This is a genomic window from Nocardia sp. CC213A (assembly GCF_030766805.1).
GTDB classification, from domain to species: domain Bacteria; phylum Actinomycetota; class Actinomycetes; order Mycobacteriales; family Mycobacteriaceae; genus Nocardia; species Nocardia otitidiscaviarum.
The window spans coordinates 389,484-408,817 of the sequence record NZ_JASFXA010000003.1 but is presented as its reverse complement, the minus strand read 5'-3'; the positions used below and the strand labels follow the sequence as shown (position 1 = coordinate 408,817).

General features: G+C 69.4%; 20 protein-coding genes. 2 read left to right on the top strand and 18 right to left on the bottom strand.

Features of this window, described 5'->3' with window-relative positions; translation table 11 throughout:
- Positions 1-30: 30 nt before the first annotated feature.
- Positions 31-228 carry a hypothetical protein gene (locus QJS31_RS07775; RefSeq protein ID WP_282780958.1) on the top strand — a complete coding sequence of 66 codons (198 nt, stop codon included), beginning with the start codon at positions 31-33 and terminating at the stop codon, positions 226-228.
- A gap of 6 nt (positions 229-234) precedes the next feature.
- Here QJS31_RS07775 and QJS31_RS07770 read toward each other — a convergent pair whose 3' ends face one another.
- The 6 genes from QJS31_RS07770 to QJS31_RS07745 all read right to left on the bottom strand — a co-directional run bounded on the left by QJS31_RS07770 (position 235) and on the right by QJS31_RS07745 (position 5,026).
- Entirely contained in the window at positions 235-888 is a 654-nt protein-coding gene (locus tag QJS31_RS07770) for a response regulator transcription factor (protein WP_282780956.1), read from the bottom strand.
- Complete coding sequence (locus QJS31_RS07765) at positions 885-2,030, bottom strand: sensor histidine kinase (protein WP_306356317.1); 1,146 nt, start codon at positions 2,028-2,030, stop codon at positions 885-887. The genes QJS31_RS07770 and QJS31_RS07765 overlap by 4 nt, the downstream gene beginning before the upstream one ends.
- Positions 2,031-2,042: 12 nt before the next feature.
- Positions 2,043-2,816: a hypothetical protein gene (locus QJS31_RS07760; protein WP_282785542.1), complete on the bottom strand. Its 774-nt coding sequence runs from the start codon at positions 2,814-2,816 to the stop codon at positions 2,043-2,045.
- On the bottom strand, positions 2,813-3,052 hold the full coding sequence (locus QJS31_RS07755; RefSeq protein WP_282785541.1) for a hypothetical protein: 240 nt from the start codon (positions 3,050-3,052) through the stop codon (positions 2,813-2,815). The genes QJS31_RS07760 and QJS31_RS07755 overlap by 4 nt, the downstream gene beginning before the upstream one ends.
- Positions 3,049-3,957, bottom strand: a complete 909-nt coding sequence (locus tag QJS31_RS07750; protein ID WP_282785540.1) for an ATP-binding cassette domain-containing protein — start codon at positions 3,955-3,957, stop codon at positions 3,049-3,051. Before QJS31_RS07750 ends, QJS31_RS07755 begins: the two co-directional genes overlap by 4 nt.
- A gap of 88 nt (positions 3,958-4,045) precedes the next feature.
- Positions 4,046-5,026: a phosphatase PAP2 family protein gene (locus tag QJS31_RS07745; RefSeq protein WP_372341717.1), complete on the bottom strand. Its 981-nt coding sequence runs from the start codon at positions 5,024-5,026 to the stop codon at positions 4,046-4,048.
- A 607-nt stretch (positions 5,027-5,633) separates the two neighbouring features.
- On the opposite strand from QJS31_RS07745, the gene QJS31_RS07740 reads away from it, so the two are divergent.
- Entirely contained in the window at positions 5,634-5,918 is a 285-nt protein-coding gene (locus tag QJS31_RS07740; protein ID WP_282785539.1) for a hypothetical protein, read from the top strand.
- 27 nt (positions 5,919-5,945) lie between these two features.
- On the opposite strand, the gene QJS31_RS07735 is transcribed toward QJS31_RS07740, so the two are convergent.
- The 12 genes from QJS31_RS07735 to QJS31_RS07680 all read right to left on the bottom strand — a co-directional run bounded on the left by QJS31_RS07735 (position 5,946) and on the right by QJS31_RS07680 (position 18,966).
- Positions 5,946-6,317 (bottom strand): hypothetical protein, encoded by a 372-nt coding sequence (locus QJS31_RS07735; protein ID WP_282785538.1) that lies wholly within the window; start codon positions 6,315-6,317, stop codon positions 5,946-5,948.
- A gap of 102 nt (positions 6,318-6,419) precedes the next feature.
- On the bottom strand, positions 6,420-7,190 hold the full coding sequence (locus tag QJS31_RS07730) for a GAF and ANTAR domain-containing protein (RefSeq protein ID WP_282785537.1): 771 nt from the start codon (positions 7,188-7,190) through the stop codon (positions 6,420-6,422).
- A gap of 116 nt (positions 7,191-7,306) precedes the next feature.
- On the bottom strand, positions 7,307-7,486 hold the full coding sequence (locus QJS31_RS07725; protein WP_282785536.1) for a hypothetical protein: 180 nt from the start codon (positions 7,484-7,486) through the stop codon (positions 7,307-7,309).
- A gap of 98 nt (positions 7,487-7,584) precedes the next feature.
- Entirely contained in the window at positions 7,585-8,415 is an 831-nt protein-coding gene (xdhC, locus tag QJS31_RS07720) for a xanthine dehydrogenase accessory protein XdhC (RefSeq protein WP_306356316.1), read from the bottom strand.
- A gap of 1 nt (position 8,416) precedes the next feature.
- The gene (xdhB, locus tag QJS31_RS07715) at positions 8,417-11,101 is read right to left on the bottom strand and encodes a xanthine dehydrogenase molybdopterin binding subunit (RefSeq protein ID WP_282784140.1); all 2,685 of its coding nucleotides are present in this window, start codon (positions 11,099-11,101) and stop codon (positions 8,417-8,419) included.
- Positions 11,098-12,621, bottom strand: a complete 1,524-nt coding sequence (locus QJS31_RS07710) for a xanthine dehydrogenase small subunit (protein ID WP_282784139.1) — start codon at positions 12,619-12,621, stop codon at positions 11,098-11,100. The genes xdhB and QJS31_RS07710 overlap by 4 nt, the downstream gene beginning before the upstream one ends.
- A gap of 467 nt (positions 12,622-13,088) precedes the next feature.
- Positions 13,089-13,724 (bottom strand): histidine phosphatase family protein, encoded by a 636-nt coding sequence (locus QJS31_RS07705; protein WP_282784137.1) that lies wholly within the window; start codon positions 13,722-13,724, stop codon positions 13,089-13,091.
- Positions 13,721-15,505 carry a carbamoyltransferase C-terminal domain-containing protein gene (locus tag QJS31_RS07700; protein ID WP_306356315.1) on the bottom strand — a complete coding sequence of 595 codons (1,785 nt, stop codon included), beginning with the start codon at positions 15,503-15,505 and terminating at the stop codon, positions 13,721-13,723. The genes QJS31_RS07705 and QJS31_RS07700 overlap by 4 nt, the downstream gene beginning before the upstream one ends.
- 84 nt (positions 15,506-15,589) lie before the next feature.
- Positions 15,590-16,690 (bottom strand): FAD-binding oxidoreductase, encoded by a 1,101-nt coding sequence (locus tag QJS31_RS07695; protein ID WP_306356314.1) that lies wholly within the window; start codon positions 16,688-16,690, stop codon positions 15,590-15,592.
- The gene (locus QJS31_RS07690; protein ID WP_195143723.1) at positions 16,687-17,655 is read right to left on the bottom strand and encodes a hypothetical protein; all 969 of its coding nucleotides are present in this window, start codon (positions 17,653-17,655) and stop codon (positions 16,687-16,689) included. Before QJS31_RS07690 ends, QJS31_RS07695 begins: the two co-directional genes overlap by 4 nt.
- Positions 17,656-17,699: 44 nt before the next feature.
- Entirely contained in the window at positions 17,700-18,164 is a 465-nt protein-coding gene (locus tag QJS31_RS07685) for an SRPBCC family protein (protein WP_306356313.1), read from the bottom strand.
- A gap of 298 nt (positions 18,165-18,462) precedes the next feature.
- Positions 18,463-18,966 (bottom strand): nucleoside deaminase, encoded by a 504-nt coding sequence (locus tag QJS31_RS07680; RefSeq protein ID WP_244961755.1) that lies wholly within the window; start codon positions 18,964-18,966, stop codon positions 18,463-18,465.
- Positions 18,967-19,334 lie beyond the last annotated feature (368 nt).

Sequence of the window (19,334 nt, the reverse complement as noted above, 5' to 3'; positions counted from 1 at the left end):
TACGGATTCCATCGACCACCGGCTGTTCCGGTGACCGAGCCCACCTCGCACGACGTCCACGTGCGCCTGCGCTTTCCCCAGGGTGGCGCCGTGGTCGAATACCGGGCCACCGAGCCCGTGGCCCGCAGGCTCGCCCACGACCTGGGGCGGCACGGCGTCATCGTCACCATCGACAACGATGTGCACCCCCAGCTCAGCGACCTGCCCACCACCGATCTCTGGGGCTGACCCGGCTCACTCGGGCCGCACCAGACGGGTCTCGTAGGCGTAGATCGCGGCCTGGGTGCGGTCGCGCAGGTGCAGTTTGTCCAGGATGCGGGCCACATGCGTCTTCACCGTCTGTTCCGAGATCACCAGTGCGCGCGCGATCTCGGCATTGGACGACCCGCGCGCGATGCACACCAGCACCTCGGTCTCGCGGGCGGTGAGTTCGGCGGGTGCGGGGCCCGGTCGGTGGTCGGCGGTGCGGGCGAACCGTTCCACCAGGCGGCGGGTCACGGTGGGGGCGAGCATGGCCTCGCCGCGGGCGACGGCGCGCACCGCCTCGCCCAGAATGTGGGCCGAGGCGTCCTTGAGCAGGAATCCGCTCGCCCCGGCCCGCAGCGCGGTGTAGACGTACTCGTCGAGGTCGAAGGTCGTCAGCACGATGACGCGGGTGTCGTGCTCGGCCGCGACGATGCGGCGGGTGGCCTCCAGCCCGTCGACGCCGGGCATGCGGACGTCCATCAGGACGATGTCGGGGTGCAGCAGCCGCGTCCGCGCCACCGCCGCGATGCCGTCGGCGGCGTGGCCGACGACGGCGATATCCGGCTGGGCGTCGAGCAGCACCGTCAGCCCCTCGCGCACCAGTTCCTGATCGTCGGCGACGAGCACCCGGATGGCCGTCACGGCTCCTCCCGGATCGGCAGTTCCGCGCGCACGCGGAAGCGTCCGTCGGCGGGTGCGGCCGTGAGCGTGCCGCCGTAGGCCGCGACCCGCTCCCGCATACCGGTCAGCCCGTGTCCGACCCGGCCGCCGCCGGCTCCGGCCGGTAGCGAATTGTCGACGTCGATCCGCATCCGATCGGTGTCGCAGTGCACGCGCACCCGCACCGACGCTCCGGGGGCGTGGCGGACGGCGTTGCTCAGCGCCTCCTGGACGATGCGGTATGCCGAGAGTCCGACGCCCGCCGGTACCGCGGTGAGATCGCCGTCGGTATCGAGTTCGACGCGGGTGCCGGTGCCGCGCACCGAGTCGACCAGACACGGCAGGTCGGTCACGGTGGGCTGCGGCGCCGCACCGGTGTCTCCGGAGCGCAGCAGCTCCAGAATGCGCCGCATCTCACCCAGCGCGGTGACGGCGCTGTCCCGAATGGCGGCGAAAGTCTTTGGTGCGGTGGCGGATTCGCGGAACTGCGCGGTCTCGGCCTGAATGGCGATGACCGACATATGGTGCGCCACCACATCGTGCAGCTCGCGCGCGATCCGAGTCCGCTCCTCCAACAGTGCGGTGTGTTCCGCCTGCCGCCGAGCCGCCTCCTGCTCGTCGCGCAGTCCGCGCCGGGCCGCCGCCAGTGCGCGCAGCGCCGCACCGGCCACCAGGATCAGGGCCGCCAGCACCGCCACCTCGAGCAGCTCCATCGGCCCGCGCGGGGGCCGCAGCAGCACGGCGAGCAGCGCACCGGCCGCCACCGTGCCCGCCCAGTAGGCCGCGGCCTGCCGGGCGGGCACGCTCAGCGCGAGAACGCCCAGCACCAGCAGGTGACTGTTGATCATGGCGTCCACCCACAGCCCGGCGTCCACCCACAGCGACGCCACCACGACCGCGATGACCGACGCCGCCCAGGCGGGCAGTGACAGGCGGGGTGCGAGCGCCACCGCGAGGCCCTGGATCAGGGCGAGTCCGACAGCGCGGCGGTCCGTCAGCCCGGTATCGGATTGCAGGGTGTGCAGCACGACCGCGAACACCAGCGCCGCGAGCACCAGCAGGGCGGCCGACAGCGCCTGGCCCCACCGGAAGCGGCCGAGATCTGCCGAGATCAGCTCGAGCATGAGTCCACGATCTCAGATATCGGCGCGGTTCAGGGTGCGCCTGGCCAATCCGAGCGCCGTCACCGCCCCCGCCGCCACCAGCGCCAGGCGCGGCCAACCACCCAGCGAGCCCATGAGTTCCGGTGCCCCGTCGGCACTCTGCGACAGCTTCGCCACCACCGCGCTGGGCGCGACGACGGTCACCCACCGGTGCAGCTCCCCCAGCGCCTGGGCGGCGGTGACCTGGGGCAGCACCACATGTGCGGTGATCACGGCCACCGCACCGGCCGAACTCCGCAGCGCCACCCCGACCGCCAGACCCAGCGCGGCGACGGCCGGGAAGCAGCAGTAGATGCCGAGCAGCCCCGGAAATGCTTGTCCGTCAGCGTATCTCGTGCCGTCGATGACCGCGCCGCCGATCAGCCAGGCGGCCGTCACGGCGGGTATGCCGACCGCGGTGGACACCGTGACCACCAGCAGGGCTTTCGCCGCCAGCAGCAGATCCCGCCACGGGGTGGCGGTCAATACCGGCCGGATGGTGCCCGATCCGAATTCGGTGGTCACGACCAGCGCGGCCCAGGCTCCGATCACGGCCAGCGCCAACGAGGTTCCGGTCAGCGCACCGCCGAGGACGGTGTCGTCCGGTTCCAGGCTGCCGGTCAGCCCGACCACGGCGGCCATGACCGGCGGCACGGCCAGCGCCAGCAGCGGCAGCAGCCACAGGCTGCGCGCCGAGCGCATCTTGATCACCTCGGAGCGCAGCTGATCGCGCAGCAGGGGCGCGAGCGGCGCTGCCGTGACGGTCATCGGTGGGACCTCCTTCCCAGGGATACCGACACGGCGTCTTCGGACACCACGCCCACGGGCACCATGTCGACGGACAGCACGTCGACGGACAGCACGTCGACGGACAGCATGTCGACGGGCACCATGTCGACGGACAGCATGTCCGCGGACAGCATGTCGACGGGCAGCATGTCGGGCAGGGCGTTCGCGGCCGGCGGGTACCCGGTGCGAACCAGGCGCGTGACGGCGCGTGTCATGCGCTCTCCCGGACGTCGCGCTGCCGGTATTGCCGGTGTGCGGCAACCAGCTCCGTGTACACGTCCTCCACCGAGGCGCGCACCGGGGTCAGCTCGTCGAGCACGATGCCGCGATCGGCCGCCACCCGCCCGATCTCGCGCGGCGACAGCCCGCGCACGGTCGCGACCTCGCCCCGCAGTTCGGCCGCCCCGCCCAGGGCGGCGGTGAGCGCCACCAGGTCGGCGCTGCGCACCCGGACCACGGATTCGGCTCCCCGGGCGACGAATTCGCCGATCGGCTGGTCGGCGAGCAGCCGCCCCGCCCCGATCACCAGCAGGTGGTCGGCCACCAGTTCCAGTTCGCTCATCAGGTGGCTGGACAGCAGCACGGTCCGACCCTCGTCGGCCATATCGCGTAGCAGCCCTCGAATCCACCGGATCCCCGCGGTATCGAGTCCGTTCATCGGCTCGTCCAGGATCAGCACCCCGGGATCGCCCAGCAGCGCCGCCGCGATGCCCAATCGCTGCCGCATCCCCAGGGAGAACCCGCCGACCCGGCGACCGGCCACATCGGCCAGCCCCACCAGTCCGAGCACCTCGTCCACCCGCTCCGCCCGAATCCCGGTGCAGGCGGCCAGCATCGCCAGATGCGCGGCGGCGGTGCGCCCCGCCAGCACATCGCCCGCGTCCAACAGCGCGCCCACGGTGCACAGCGGCCGCCGCAAGTCGCGATACCGCCGCCCGCACACCGTCACCTCCCCCCGGGTAGGCGCGTCGAGCCCGAGCACCAGCCGTAACGTGGTCGACTTCCCCGAGCCGTTGGGTCCCAGAAATCCGGTCACCCGCCCCGGTCGCACCACGAACGTCGCGTCCGCGACGGCTCGCGTCCGCCCGTAGTACTTCGTCAGTCCCCGCGCCTCGATCATGGGTCGACGCTATGCGCGCACCGGGTGCGTCCACATCCCTCCCGCGGGCGGTTTCGCCCGTCCCCCGTGCGAGGGATGCGGATTCGAGCTATCGGTGCACGAGTGCGGGCGTCTCGGCGACCGGTTCGCGCCGACGCAGCCGGGTGCGGCGCTCCCAGAGTCCGGCCAGCAGGGCGGTGAGGCCGACGTAGGCGAAGCCGAGCAGGACGTCGACGACATAGTGTTCGCCGCCGTAGACGAGGGTGAACGACATGGCCGCCGGGAAGAGGGCCAGGGGGACGCGCAGCCACCACGAGGTGAGCAGCGGCCACAGCGTCACGGTCACCAGCACGGCGAAGGCGGTGTGCAGCGAGGGCAGCGCGGCGACATAGTTGCCGTGCTGTTCGAGCCAGCCCGCGCTGGTGTCGGACGGCACCAGCCCGAGCCCGAATCCGGAGATGCGGCGGACCTCCTCGGTGATCGCGCCCTCGCGGCTGGCGTACCAGGGCGGGGCGGCGGGCACCAGGATGTAGGTCAGCAGCGCCAGGTAGGACAGGATGAGGATGCGCCGCATGTACCGCGCCCACAGCGGCCGCGAGTACACGTAGAAGATGGCGGCCACCGCCCACGGCACGATGAAATGCGTGGTGTAGACGACGCCGATGATCGGCGTCCACCACGGCTCCCCGTCGGACGCCAGGTGCTCCTGCAACCAGACCGTCGGCAGCGCGCCCCCGAACAACGCCCGTTCCGCCGCGACCAGTTCCGCCATCCGCAGTGGCATTCCGAGCGTATCGGCGAGATCGCGGGTGACGTCGTACACCACCAGCGCGCCGATCAGTGGGAGCCAGTCCACCAGCACCCGCAGGTGGTCACGCCACGGCCGGTCGATGGTGAACGCCACCACCCCGGTCAGAATCCAGGCCGCCTCCACCAGCCGCCCGGACGGCAGTCCCCCGGCGAGTACCGTGACGACCAGAGCCGTCAGATATGTGTATCGCACCACGGCCCGCACGGTGGGCCGCCCCGGTGGAGCGCCGGGAGCGTCGTCGGCTGTCGTCTGAGAGGATTCGGTCCACAACCCCGCCATTCACACAGTGTTCCACGCCCGTTCATCGGGCGGACGGCCGAGCCGCCCGATTACCCGCGACTCCAGGTCGGTCGCCACACTCTGCCACGGCCACCGCCGCATCGATCTCGGCGGCGAACACGCGTTTCGCGAATTCGGTGACGACTGGAGTCAGCAGGCGATGAAATCGTTCGCAACTCCTTCGCCACTGTCGAATAAATGCTATAGAAGCACGGGTAATTGATCTGGTTGTAACTCCGAAACCATTGCCCCACAAGGAAACTCAGACGTGACAAAGTGTTACCATCCGGAAATACCCCCTTGATTAGGCTGCTATCCGGCGACAGGGGATATCCCTTTCGCACAGCGGAGATCGAAGGAGAGAACAATGGGATTGCTCGCCGGTTTGATCGACATCGTTGGCAGCCTGCTGCATTTGCTGCTCGGCGGCCTGTGAGGCAGCGCGGGTCCGCACCCCGCGCTGACCGACTCCGATAGGACACGACTACCCGCCCCGCGCCGGATGCGGGGCGCGGGGCGGGTAGATCACATCTCCCCCTTGGTATTTCGGCCCCACCCGGATAGCCCGCCATTGACTCCACGGCCGGTACCCAGCAGGCTGAGCGTCATGCTGCCCCGCCTGACGATCGGTTGCCTGTCCGCCGTGCTCATGCTCGCCCTGACCGGTTGCGGCAAGGAGGAACTCGGTGATCGGAGCGGACCACCGGACGCCATCTACGACGTGGACTACGTCGAGATCTTCCGCAATACCGACAGTTTCCCGAATATCGCACGAGTGTGCGTGCGCGGCATAGCCTTCGCGGCGACCTCCACCGGTCGCGGCGAGAACGCCGGCGGCGCGGGTCCGCTCATCCGGGTCACCGAATGGGATAGCTTCTGCGCCGGAAAATGACCGCCGACAGACCTCCGGGCCGCCCGTTCAGCGAGCCGCCGCGCCGTCCGACCCCGGGGCACCGCAACCGCGGCGCGCGGTTGCGTGGGCGAGCATGGCCAGGCTCGCCTCGTGAATCAGGACGTCCAGTTCGTCGAGCACCGCGGTGACCGCCAGGCTGGCGGTACACAGCTGCGCTGGATCGGCGTCGAGCCGGTCGAATACCGCACGCAATCCATGCAATTGCAGTCCAGCCTCGAACAGGTGCTGCACCATGCGATCACTGGCCTCGACGACGACCGGATCTGCGGTGCGGCCGGGCACGAACAGCCGCGGCGGCTCCCCTTCCTCTCCGAGGCGGGGACCGGGGGCGAAACGGAAGGGCGGTGCGAGTTCGGCCATGGGGGCCTCCGATGTCACGGGCGCGTGAATACGACGGATGCGATTCGCCAGCCGCGCTTCCGGACTCGGTGAAATCTTGTGCCCGATCCTACGCGCTCATTCACGCGGTGCACCCCTTCGCTAGCCACCTCGACGCGGTCGCGGGGCGCGATCGACACCGAAACGCGGTGGGATCGGTTCGCTTCCGGTCATGACGCGCACTATCTCCGCCGCCAGCCGGGCGAGCTTGACATTGCGCTGATGGGAGGCCGTCCGCAGGACTCCGAACGCCTCCTCGGAGCCACAGCGACGCTGCATCATGATCATGCCGAGCGCTTGGTCGATCACGGCCCGCGATCCCAGCGCCTCCCGCAGCTGCGCGGTCAACTCGGCTTGGCGGGCGGTGGCCAGGACCGCATCCAGCAGGACCGCGATCTGCGTGGCGGTCAATTCGATCGCCCCACGCATCGCCTCGTCGAATCCGTGCACGCGGGGGGAGTACAGATGTAGCGCACCGATGGCCGAGCCGTCGGTACGCAGGGGCTCGAAGTGAATGGATCGCACGCCGTGCGCGAGCATTCGCGCCGGATACGCACCCCACCGCCGCTCGGCGGCCGTATCCGGCACAGAGACCGGTCTCCCGGTTTCGATCGTCTCCCGGCACGGGCCCTGCCCGTCGCCGTGCGCGGATTCGGCGATCGGCACCGCGTGGGCGATACTCGGACCAACCGTCACGGGACCGGGGTCGCGGTGCAGGGTGACTCCGGCCAGCGGATGGCCCGGCAGCATTCTCGAAGCGGTATCGGCGAATTCGCCCAGGGTCGCCACCACGTCGCGTGCCGACACCATCACGGCCGTCAATGCGGCCAATCCCCGCGCCAACTCATCCGGCGCGGACAGCTCCTGCGCCATGGGAAGCCCACTCCTCATCCGCGAGTCGCGTCGCGTAGCTTTCCGACCTGTGCCTCTCATACCCGGCACACCGAGGAACAAACCCATACGGCAACGGGGACAATGCAATCCAATGGTCAACAACCGGTATCGACCGCCGCATCGATCAGCCCGTCCAACGCCACCAGGGACGATGCCGGATCGCTGTAGGTCAGTTCCGGGCATTGTTCGGACCACGCCACGAACGCCCTCATTTCCGGCGACCAGCGCACCTGAATGGTGGGCAGCAGTATTCGCGAATTCTCCGCGTCGTGCACCGAGTCCCCCTTTCCGGATCGACTTCCCCTGCGGGTCGTCCCGGCGCCCTGAGACCATTTCTACGGTACGCGTCAAAACTGTTGTTTCGCAGAGCTTTTCACATTCCGGCAACACGACTGTCGGCGCGGCGATCATTGTCGAAGGCGCGGAGCAGATCCGCCGCCACGCTCACCGCGATGACGGCCGGCTCCTTCCCGGTGATCTCGGGCAGGCCGATGGGAGTGGTGATCCGGTCGATGGCGGCGGCGTCGTGCCCGCCCTCGGCGGCCAGGCGCTGGCGGAACCGCGCCCATTTGGCCGACGATCCGATCAATCCGATCGAACCGAGTTCGGGCAGGCGCAGGGCGGCGTCGCACAGGGCGGCGTCCTCGGCGTGATCGTGGGTCATGATCAGGACGTGCGTCCCGGGCGGCAGCTCGGCGAGCACCTCCTCGGGCAGCAGCGGCGTGTGGTGCACGTGCACCTGCGCCACCGCGTCCGCGAGCACGCCGAGCCGATCCTCGGCGAGCTGGTCCGGGCGAGTGTCGATGAGATGCAGATCGAGTTCGTGGCGGGCCAGGATGCGGGCCAACTCCCACCCGACGTGCCCGACGCCGAAGATCGCCACCGCGGGCACCACCGGCAGCGGTTCGAGCAGCACGGTGACGGTACCGCCGCAGCACTGCACCCCGTGCCGGTTGGTGACCTTGTCGTTGAGCGCGAATTCCATCAGCTCCGGCTCCGCACCGGGCGCGAGCAGTTCGCGGGCCCGATCGATGGCGACGGCCTCGATATTGCCGCCGCCGATCGAACCCCAGGTGTGCTCACGCCCCACCACGAGTTTGGCACCGGCCTTGCGGGGCGCGTGGCCGCGCACGGTCGCGACGGTCACCAGCACGCCGGGTTCCCGGCGGGCTCGCAACCGCGCGACCGCGGCGACCCAGGTCATCTCAGGCACCGCTGAGCGCGTCCGCATCGGCATCAGCGTCGGCATCGGCCGGATTCCCGTTCGCGCCGGAGCGGCCGTTGCCCGCCGCGGCGCGATCGGTGCCGGGCCGACCGTCGACGGGCAACCCGTCGCCGCGTCGACTCGGGCCACCAGTGCCGTGGCCGGCTTGTCCGTCGCCGGACGGATGCGGCTCGACCCGAGCATCGCCGGAGCCATGCCGGCCGGTAGCCGCCAGCCCATCGCCGACCGACTTCGGCTCGCCCCGGCTGCCGCCGCGGCCGTTCGGCCCGGTCACCGTCAATCCGTCAGCGGACGGACCGCCCTCGACCCGGCCGGCCGCACGAGCAGCTACCTGCCCGCTGCCCGCCCGCGCCGCCTGCACGGCCCAGTACACCGCCTCCGGCGTCGCGGGCGATGCCAAGTCCACGCTCACCCCGCCCGGCCCGAACGCCGCCGCGGCCTGCCGCAGTGCCTCTCGCACCGAGAACGCCAGCATCAGCGGCGGCTCGCCGACCGCCTTGGAGCCGTACACCGCCCCCTCTTCGGTGGCGTCGCGCAGCAGCCTGACATTGAACTCCTCGGGCATCTCCGAGAAGCTGGGCAGCTTGTAGGTGCTCGCCGCCTGGGTCAGCAGCCGTCCCCGACCGGGCCCGTCGCCGGTGTCCCAGCGCAGGTCCTCCAGGGTCAGCCAGCCCGCGCCCTGCACGAAGCCGCCCTCGACCTGGCCGATGTCGATGAGCGGGGAGAGGCTGTCGCCCACGTCGTGCACGATGTCCACGCGCCGGATGCGGTACGCGCCGGTGAACCCGTCCACCTCCACCTCGGTCGCGGCCGCGCCGTAGGCGAAGTATTTGAACGGCGAGCCGTGGAAGGTCTTGGCGTCCCAGTGCAATCCCTCGGTCCGGTAGAAGCCGGAGGCCGACAGCTGCACCCGCTGCATATAGGCGGTGCGCACCAGGGTGTCCCAGTCCAGTTCCGCGTCGCTGCCCAGGGCGCGCGCCACGCCGTCGACGATGCGCACGTCCGAGGCGTTCACGCCCAGCTGCGACCCGGCCACCTGCTCCAGCCGCGATCGCAGCTGTTCGCAGGCGTTCTTGATGGCGCCGCCGTTGAGGTCGGCTCCGGCGCTGGCGGCGGTGGCGGAGGTGTTGGGCACCTTGTCGGTGCGGGTGGGGGCCAACCGCACCTTGTGCAGCGGAATGCCGAGGGTGGTCGCGGCGACCTGCATCATCTTGGTGTGCAGGCCCTGCCCCATCTCGGTGCCGCCATGGTTGATCAGGACCGAGCCGTCCTTGTAGATCAGCACCAGCGAACCGCCCTGGTTGAAGGCGGTCAGGTTGAACGAGATGCCGAACTTGATATTGGTGAGCGCCAAGGCGCGCTTGGTGTTCGGATGCGCGGCATTGAATTCCGCGATCTCGCGCCGCCGCCGCTCCCAGTCGGCGGTGTCGCGCACCTCGTGCCAGATCTTGCCGATACGGTCGGTCTGCCCGACCGGCTGCCCGTACGGCGTGGTCTGTCCCGGCCGGTAGAAGTTGCGTTCGCGCAGGTCCGCCGGATCCAGTCCGAGCAGCGGCGCGCACCGGCCCAGGATGTCCTCCATCACCAGCATGCCCTGCGGACCGCCGAAGCCGCGGAAGGCGGTGTTGGACACCGTATTCGACTTGGCGATGCGCCCGGCCACCTGCGCGTGCGGAATCCAGTAGGTGTTGTCGATATGGCAGAGCGCGCGGGCCAGCACCGGTTCGGACAGGTCCAGGCTCCAGCCGCCGTCCGCGGTGAGGGTGGCGTCCAGGGCCTGGATGTGGCCGTCGGCGTCGAAACCGATCCGCCAGGAGGCGTGGAAGCCGTGCCGCTTACCCGACATGGTCAGGTCCTGAGTCCGACTGAGCCGCAATCGGACCGGGCGGCCGGTCAGCTTCGCGCCGAGCGCCGCCACCGCGGCGAACCCGTGCGGCTGCATCTCCTTGCCGCCGAAGCCGCCGCCCATGCGCAGGCACTGCACGGTCACCTCGTGGCTGTGCAGGCCGAGCACGTGCGCCACGATCTCCTGGGTCTCGGAGGGGTGCTGGGTGCTGCTCTGGATGAACACCTGCCCGGCCTCGTCGACCTGGGCCAGGGCGCAGTGCGTCTCCAGGTAGAAGTGCTCCTGGCCCTTGAACTCGAATTCGCCGGTGAAGACGTGCGCCGACGCGGCGAACCCCGCCTCGATATCGCCGCGGATCATGGTGGGCCGCGCCCCGTGGAAGCTCTCGGCCTCGATCGCCTCCCGCAGCGTCACGATGGCGGGCAGCTCGTCGAGTTCCACCTCGACGGCCGCCGCGCCCTCGCGGGCCGCCTCCAGGGTCTCCCCCAGCACCCAGGCCACCGCGTGGCCGTGGAACATGACCTCGTCCGGGAACAGCGGCTCGTCGTGCTTCATCCCGGCGTCGTTGACGCCGGGCACATCGGCGATGGTGAGCACGCGCACCACGCCGGGCACGGCCAGCGCGGGTTCGGTGCGCAGGGCGGTGATGCGGCCGTGCGCCTTCATCACCTGCACCGGATAGGCGTGCAGCACGTCCTTGGTGCGGTACACCAGATCGTCGGTGTACAGCGCGGTCCCGGTGACGTGCAGCGACGCGCTCTCGTGCGGCAGCGGCACGCCGACGACGGGCTTCTCCGGACGTTCGGACAGATGACTCATGACAGCACCGCCTCGGTGGTTTGCGCGTACAGCTTCCGCAGACTCTGGCCGAGCATCGCGGCGCGGTACTCGGCACTGGCGCGGTGATCGCTCATGGGTGTGCCCTCGGCCTGGAGCACTCCGGCGGCCCGCTCCACGGTGTCGGTCGACCACGGCTGCCCGACCAGGGCCGCCTCGGTGTCGCGGGCGCGGATCGGGGTGGCGGCCACGCCGCCCAGCCCGATGCGCGCCGAGCGGACCGTCCCGTCCTCGATGTCGAGCGCGAAAGCGACCGCCACACTGGAGATATCGTCGAACCGCCGCTTGGCGATCTTGTGGAATGCGGAGACCGGCGCCAGCGGCAGCGGAATGCGCACGGCCCGGATGAGCTCGTCCGGCCGCCGCACACTCTGCCGGTATCCGGTGAAGTAGTCGGCCAGATCGACCTCCCGCTCCCCGTCCATGCAGGCGAGCACCACCGCCGCGCCGAGCGCCAGCAGGGCGGGCGGGCTGTCGCCGATGGGGGAACCGGTACCCAGGTTGCCGCCGAGGGTGGCGTTGTTGCGAATGAGCCGGGAGGCGAACTGCGGGAACAACTCCGCCAGCAGCGGCACCCGGCCGTCCAGGCGGCGTTCGATCTCGGTGAGCGGCACCGCCGCGCCGATCTCGATGTGCTCGGAGGTGACGCGCAGCTCCCGCAATTCGGGCAGCCGGTCGATGGCGATGGCGTACTCCGCGCGCCGCGCCCGGATATTCACCTCCACGCCCCAGTCGGTGCTGCCCGCGACCAGGACCGCGTCGGGCCGCTCCCGCAGCAGCCCCAGCGCGTCGGCCAGGCTCGCCGGTCGCCGGAAGGTGCGGCCGTCCCGGGTGTACTCGGTGGCGACCGGGGCGGGTGCGGCCTGTTCCCGGCGGCGCGCGAACGGGTCGTCGGCATCCGGTGCGCCGAGCGCGAAGGCCGCGTCCCGAATCGGACGGTATCCGGTGCAGCGGCAGAGGTTTCCGCTCAGCGCGTGCAGATCGAAGCCGTTGGGGCCGTGCTCACCGTCGTGCGAATGCGGTTCGGCCGCAGCGGAATCCGCGACAGCGGCGGTCGAATCGGCGGCGGTTTCCGCGACGGCGGGCGCGGCGGACGGGCAGCGGCCGGGACGGTAGTACTCCGAGGCCATGCTGCAGACGAATCCGGGCGTGCAGTACCCGCACTGCGAACCACCTCGCACCGCCATCTCCCGCTGCACCGGGTGCAGTTCGGTCGGCGCTCCGGTCGCGTCGAGGGTGCCGAGCCCCTCGGCGGTGACGATCTCCTGACCGTCCAGGGCCGCGACCGGCACCAGGCAGGCATTGACGGCCACCCAGTCGGTGGGCTGTTCCACGCCCGGTCGGGCCACCATAATCGAGCACGCGCCGCATTCGCCCTCGGCGCAGCCTTCCTTGCTCCCGGTGAAGCCGCGCTCCCGCAGGAAATCCAGAACCGTCGTATGGGGTGCGGCCGGGGAAATCGGCGTGGACTTCCCGTTGACCGTGATCCGCGCCTCTACCATGGCACTACCTCATTTCGGTGCATGGTCGATATGAATATCCTAGTCGCCATTTCAGGAGCTTTCTGTTTCGGTGACGCCGCTCGCGAACCCGGAGCGCGTATCCACACGCGGCGACCTGCCGCGGGCGATGACAGAAGATCGAAAAGAAACCGGGGCCGCCTACGGGCGCGCCGGAAAGTGGGCTGTTCAGCAGCCGTGTGCGACGCGACCCGGGACCCAGACGGTCCGGTGAGCGAGGCGGCGCAGATCGGAGATGGCAGACATCCGACATCGCCTCCTTTCAGCCGCTCACGAGTCGGTGCGCTTGAAACTACGTTGCGGCGGGCCCCCGGGTCAAGCCGATCGAGTAAGGCCCGTCACAGTCTGTAGGAATCTCCGAGGGACGTGCCGCCGATGTCCGTCCGCGTCGATGGATCGCACAAATGGATATGGCGGCAATGTTTCTCACGGTAAACGCGTCGTTGCGTTCATCGGAGGTGGGATGTGTCGTTCAGCAATTGCACCGACGCATTCCCGTTCCCGTAATAGGCCACCGCCGACAGCGACGCGGCCGCGAGTTCCATCCGGAACAGCGACGCGGGCGGCGCGCCGAGCGCCAACCGGATCAGGGTGCGCAGCGGTGCGACGTGTGAGACGACCAGGACGGTCTGCCCCGGATACCGGGCCAGCAGCGCGTCCCGTACCGTGCGGACCCGCTCGGCCACCGCCGCCAGGGTTTCACCCGTACGGCCCGGCACCGCCGTCGGCGAGCGCAGCCATACCGCCAGCTCATCCGGATGGTCCGCGCGCACCTCGGCGAAGGTCATCCCCTCCCAGTCCCCGAAATCCGCCTCCCGCAGCCGCGGCTCGACCTGCACCCGCAGGTCCAGCCGGCGCGCCAGCACCTCGGCGGTTTCCAGGCAGCGCCGCAGCGGTGAGGACACCACCGCGTGCACGGGCTCGCGCGCCGCGAGCGACCGGGCGGCGGCCTCGGCCTGTCGCCGCCCGGCATCCGACAGGGCCGGATCGCCACCGCTGCCCGAGAAGCGCCGCCGCGGGGTCAGCGCGGTCTCACCGTGCCGGAGCAGCAGCAGGGTGGTGGCCGCCCCGGATTCGACGCTCATAGCTTCGTGACGAGGTGGTTGCCCAGCACCAGATAGTCGATCTCCGTACCCAGGAAGCAGTTCAACGCGTCGGCCGGGGAGCAGACGATCGGCTCACCGGCCACATTGAACGAGGTGTTGATCAGGCACGGCACATCGGTCAGGGCGGTGAATCGGCGCAGCAGCGCCGCCAGCCGCGGGGTGTCGCGATCGGTGATCGTCTGCACCCGCGAGGTGCCGTCCACATGGGTCGCGCCCGGAATCAGGTCCCGGAACTCCGGCCGCACGTCGAAGACGAAAGTCATATAGGGAGAACGGGTTTTGCGCCCCATGTCGAAGATCGCGGGCGCATCCGACTCCAGCACGATCGGCGCGAACGGGCGGAACGGTTCGCGGTGTTTGACCCGGGTGTTGATGACGTCCTTGATATCCGGGAACCGCGGGTTGGCGAGGATGCTGCGATGCCCGAGGGCGCGCGGACCGTGTTCGAGCCTGCCCTCGTACCAGCCGATGACGACCTTCTCGGTGAGCAGCTTCGCCACCTGATCGACGATCTCGCCGTCGTCGAGGCGGGTCCAGGCCACTCGGTCACCGCGCTGCCGCAGTGCCGACTCGATCGCCGCATCGCCGAATTCCGGTCCCAGATAAGGGGTTACGGATGGCGTGCTGCGCCCGGCGCCCGGCGCACCGTGCCGGAGCCAGGTGTGCACGGCGGCCCCGATGACGACGCCGGTATCGCTGGCGCCGAAGCTCACGGCCATATCGTCGAATCGGGAGCCCTCGAACAGCGGCGTGTTGTTGAGGCAGTTCAGCGCCACGCCACCCTCGAACAGCAGATGATTCAGGTCGGTCTTGGCCTCCAGCGCGCGCACCTGATGGGCGGTGACGACGCCCAGCATCTCCTGTGCGGCGGCGGCCACCCGGGCCTGGTACTCGAGCGTGTCCTCGAATGGACCGAAATACCGCTCGAACAGCGGATCGAGGCCGCGCGGATCATCCGTCTCCAGCGGCCGGGCGAAGCTGTAGCGCCCGTCGGGGTGCAATGCGACGAATTCCTCGAGAAACGGATTCGGCACGGGTGGCCGGGCATAGCCGGACAGACCCATGACCTTGTATTCGTCATTGTTGGGCACGAATCCGAGAAAACGCGTGATCGCGCTGAACAGCAGACCCATCGAATACTCCGCGCCGATCGCCGTCTCGTCGAAGAGATGGATGCGGCCGCCGCGGATCTCCCCCATCAGCGTCGAGAGCACTTCGGCGCGACCGTCGCTGATGAGGAACGCGGTATCGCGCATACCCGCCACGTAATACCCGGTCATGGCGTGGGCGAGGTGGTGCGGCACGAAAACCAACTGATCCGGCGCCGGGGTGTGGCCGGTGCGGGCGGCGAAATCCGCCGCGATCGCCTCATGGCCGACGACCTCGGTGTACAGCGCGCCGATAGCGGCCAGCAGGTCCAGTTTCGCCGTCGGCGTCAGCGGCGCGGCCACGATGCCCGACAGCATCTCGTCGAGGACCCGCGGCGAGAAGTCGAACGGGATCGCGATCCGGTCGATATCGGCGAACCGCACGCCCGCCTGTTCCAGGCACCAGGTCACCGCGTTGATCGGGAAGTCGCTGGTCTTCTTCTCCCGGTTGAACCGTTCCTCCTCCACGGCCGCGACCACCTCGCCGTCCACCAGCAGGGCGGCCCCGGCATCGTGGCCGAGCAGATAGTGCTTATCGGTGCCGACCGCACCGAACCGCTCGGCGAAGACTTCCGAGACGCGGGTGAATCCATTGCACCCCAGGACAATCATGGCGGCTTCTTTCTGTACTACCCGGTCGCGGCGGGCGGTGGCTGTCCGGCACGGGCATCGGACCCGTGCCGCGGTGTGCGATGGCTAGCCGACGCTCTGAGCGCGGCAGCGGTCGGTGGTGAACGGGGCGAGGTCGGTCCAGGGCCGTTCACCGCGGACGAGAGCGCGGACCAGCTCCGCGGCGGCGGGCGCCTGGCACAGGCCCTGACCGGAGAAGCCGGCCGCGTAGACGACGGGGCGAGCGGGATCGCGGCCGAGAAAGGCCATGCCGTCCGGGCTGACATCGAGATCGCCACTCCACCCCGGCTCCAGCGGATTCCCGGCGAGCGCGGGGAAGGTCGAGCCGAGCAGGCGGGCCACGCGATCCAGCCACGTTTCCCTGGTCTCGCCCGGCCCGGGGCGGCCCATGCCGACCAGGATGCGGTCATCCCACCCGCGTATCCGCAGGCCGGACGGGTGCAGAGTCATGGGCAGCGTGGCGATTCCGGCGGGTGCGGCGGTGAGCAGCAGTTCTACGGGATAGGTGGTCACCGGCAGCGACACCTCCGCCATGGCGGCGACGGCCCCCGCCCAGGGGCCCGCCGCGCACACGATGGTGTCGGCCCGGATGCTGCCCGCGGGCGTGTGCACCCGGCCGTCAGGATCGATGCCGGTGACCGGTGTATCCGTGCGCAGCAGTGCGCCCGCCCGCTCGGCGGCCCCGGCATACCCGCGCACGATGGCCGCCGGATCGCAGGCGTAGGCATCGGGCGACCAGGCGGCCGCCAGCACGGTGCGCGGATCGACGAGCGGGTTGAGTCGCGCCGCTTCGGCCGCGGTCACGAGTTCGACCCGCACCCCGGCGGCCCGCTGCGCGGCGTGCGTGCGCCGGAAGTCCGCCACCTGGTGTTCCTCGGTGAACAACACCAGAAAGCCGGTCTGCCGCAGGCCGATATCGGTTCCGGTGCGGGCGCCGAACTCGTGGTAGGCCAGCAGGCTGCGCACGGCCATAGCGCTGGTCAGGTCGTTGCCGGGGAAGTAGGTCCGCAAGACGCCCGCCGTGGTCCCGGACGCACCCGATCCGAGCGCGCCGCGGTCGAGCAGTACGGTTCCGACACCGGCCGCGGCGAGTTGGCTGGCCGCCGCGGCGCCGATGACGCCGCCGCCGATGATGAGCGCATCGGTGCGCTCGGGCAGCCCGCTCACGACTGCTGACCGGCCTGGGCGGGACGCAACTGCCGCAGATGATCTCCCGTGTCCCAGGGGTACAGGTGCAGATTCCAGCCGCCCAGGCAGTTGACGTAGAGGGCCAGCTGACTCGCCACCGCCAGGAAGTCGTCGCGGTCGAGCCGGTCCAGGCAGGCCAGGAAACGCTGGGTGAAGTCCCACAGCCGCTCCAGCCCGCAGTAGCCGAGGAATTCGGCCGGAACGCCGACCAGCAGCCGCGCCATCTGCCGCAGCGACTCCATGGGCATACCCTGCACCGCACCCCGAACCAGCCCGCCGTAGCTGGCGTACCCCAGCGGCCGCGTCTCACCATTGACGAAAAGTACTGTGGGCAGCACGGTTTCGAAGCTTCCTGCTCCGGACGGAATCAAGCCCCGGTGCAGATCCGCCAGTTCCGGCGGCACGGTCAGCCAGGCCCGCTCGGTGGCGGCGTGCACATCGTGGATGAGGCGATTCGCCTCGGGCTCGACGGCGGTCAGATGCGGAATACGGTGGCCGCCCGCCGTTCCCGCCCGGCGGACCTCCACCAGGATGGTCCGCTTGGTCGCGTAGACCGCCTCCCAGACGGCCTGCCCGGCCGCGGCCAGCGCGGGCATGTCCGCCTCCCGCACCCGGCCCACCGGGGTGGCGGGCATGGGTTCGGTGAGCGTTCCGTACTTGATGCCCAGATGCTGTAGCGCGGAACAGAATACGGTGCCGTCGGGAGCCTCGCGCCGATCCGCGATCCGGGTGGACGCGGGCAGATGCAGCAGCGAGGGAATCGGCGCCACGTGGTACAGGTGCTCGCCCGCCACCAGCGCGTGTCCCTGCAGGCTCCGATAGGGCAGCGCCTCCCACAGCGCGTCGGCCAGTTCCGGATTGCGGCCGTCGAGTTCCGCGGTGACGGTGATACCCAGCTCGGGCCAGGCGATATCGATGTGCCGACCGGACGACGTCTCAGTCACGGTTGTTCCCTTCGTTCTTCGCGTTGTCGCCGCTGCTGGTTCCGTCAGGTCCGCGCGAAATGGTCACGGATGGCATCGGTCTGCTTCGCCATCATGGCGATGATCGTCTCGACGACCTCGGTGTCGGCGTCCTCGGCGATGGTCAGCTCGCGGGTCCAGTCGAAGAAGCAGCGGTTCGGGTCGTTGGTGATCGGGCGGACGCGGATGGTCGCGAGATAGCGCTGCACGCCCATGGTCGGTTCGATGGAGCGGTAGGTCTGCGACCGCCGGACCTCGTCGCGTCCGGCGACCTCCTGCTGCACCAGGCCACCGCTGAAGGTCAGCGTGAAGTTGTACTGCGACGGAACCCGCTCGGGCCCGCCGTCTCCGACCCAGTGCACGTTCTCGGCGGCGGCGCCGGACACGATCGACACCATCCGCAGCGCATCGCGCACCACGGCCCAGACGGTATCGGGATCGGCATCGACGACCGTCGAGTGGTACATCGTGTGCCTGCGCTGGACCGCCATGAAAACTCCTTGTCCCGCAAGGGGATTCCCTTGCTTCAAGCTTCAACCTGCGTGAGCCAGTACACCGGGGGACGGGTGACGGCGGACAGAGACGGAAGGCACGAAGAAGATCACCGGCCGGGACGGGCATTTCGTAGAGTTCTACAACCGGGACGACATTCGTATTCTCCTGCGCCAGAACCACTTTTGACAGCGATGTGAACTTTCGCGTGATACAGCGAAGGCGGCGGACGACCCTGTGGTCGTCCGCCGCCTCGGCATTCGCGATATTCCGGTGACCGATACCCCGGAACCGGGATCAGTAATCGATCCGGTCGGCCTTGGCCAGCCACGCGTCGAAGGGAGCCGTCCGATTCGGCAGATCCAACTGCTCGATCCGGGTCGGCCACATCGACTCCGGCTTCTTCTCGAACAGATCGTAGAACTTGCGATCGTCGAATCCGGCCAGCGCCGCATCGTGCCGATCGGCGGAGTAGACGATCCGGTCGACCCTGGCCCACAGCGCCGACGACAGACACATCGGGCACGGCTCACACGAGGTGACCAGTACGCAGCCCTCCAGCGAGAAGGTTCCCAGCTCCCGGCACGCCGCCCGCATGGCGGTCACCTCGCCGTGTGCCGTCGGATCCAGCGTCGAGGTGACCTGGTTGTGCCCGATGGCGACCACCTCGCCATCCTTGGCGATCAGCGCACCGAACGGACCGCCACCGTTCGCCACGCTACTGGTGGCCAACCGGATCGCCTCGTCCATCCAGGCGCGTTCCAGCTCCTGGATGTTCTGCTCTCGGATCTGTGCGGTCACGGTTACTCCTCGCTGTTGCAAACTCTTCCGTGGAGTACACAGCACACCGCCTGCGATCAGCTAGAGATGGAAGACCGAAGACCACGGCGGTCACGGACCGGCAGTTCGTAGAGTTCTACAAGAGGCGATTCACGGGTGTCATCCGTCGGAAACATCCGCACGGGACCGGATCGGACCCGCCGCGCAGCCGACGAGCTTCCCCATCGGCTAATATTCAGCTACTTTTATTGGGTCGATTTCGATTCATTCACCCAATTCGACAATTCGGGCGTTTAATTCGTTCGCAACGAGATTAAATGCGAACAACTCGGGTTCAAGCCATTCCACTTGGACAGAAACTACTGTTCGGTAGTACCGTTTCCGCGTAC

Excerpts from the sequence above, each read along its gene's own strand:
- QJS31_RS07765 (WP_306356317.1), bottom strand. The coding sequence starts at position 2,030 with ATGCTCGAGCTGATCTCGGCAGATCTCGGCCGCTTCCGGTGGGGCCAG.
- QJS31_RS07760 (WP_282785542.1), bottom strand. The coding sequence starts at position 2,816 with ATGACCGTCACGGCAGCGCCGCTCGCGCCCCTGCTGCGCGATCAGCTG.
- QJS31_RS07755 (WP_282785541.1), bottom strand. The coding sequence starts at position 3,052 with ATGACACGCGCCGTCACGCGCCTGGTTCGCACCGGGTACCCGCCGGCC.
- QJS31_RS07750 (WP_282785540.1), bottom strand. The coding sequence starts at position 3,957 with ATGATCGAGGCGCGGGGACTGACGAAGTACTACGGGCGGACGCGAGCC.
- QJS31_RS07745 (WP_372341717.1), bottom strand. The coding sequence starts at position 5,026 with ATGGCGGGGTTGTGGACCGAATCCTCTCAGACGACAGCCGACGACGCT.
- QJS31_RS07740 (WP_282785539.1), top strand. The coding sequence starts at position 5,634 with ATGCTGCCCCGCCTGACGATCGGTTGCCTGTCCGCCGTGCTCATGCTC.
- QJS31_RS07730 (WP_282785537.1), bottom strand. The coding sequence starts at position 7,190 with ATGGCGCAGGAGCTGTCCGCGCCGGATGAGTTGGCGCGGGGATTGGCC.
- xdhC (WP_306356316.1), bottom strand. The coding sequence starts at position 8,415 with ATGACCTGGGTCGCCGCGGTCGCGCGGTTGCGAGCCCGCCGGGAACCC.
- xdhB (WP_282784140.1), bottom strand. The coding sequence starts at position 11,101 with ATGAGTCATCTGTCCGAACGTCCGGAGAAGCCCGTCGTCGGCGTGCCG.
- QJS31_RS07710 (WP_282784139.1), bottom strand. The coding sequence starts at position 12,621 with ATGGTAGAGGCGCGGATCACGGTCAACGGGAAGTCCACGCCGATTTCC.
- QJS31_RS07705 (WP_282784137.1), bottom strand. The coding sequence starts at position 13,724 with ATGAGCGTCGAATCCGGGGCGGCCACCACCCTGCTGCTGCTCCGGCAC.
- QJS31_RS07700 (WP_306356315.1), bottom strand. The coding sequence starts at position 15,505 with ATGATTGTCCTGGGGTGCAATGGATTCACCCGCGTCTCGGAAGTCTTC.
- QJS31_RS07685 (WP_306356313.1), bottom strand. The coding sequence starts at position 18,164 with ATGGCGGTCCAGCGCAGGCACACGATGTACCACTCGACGGTCGTCGAT.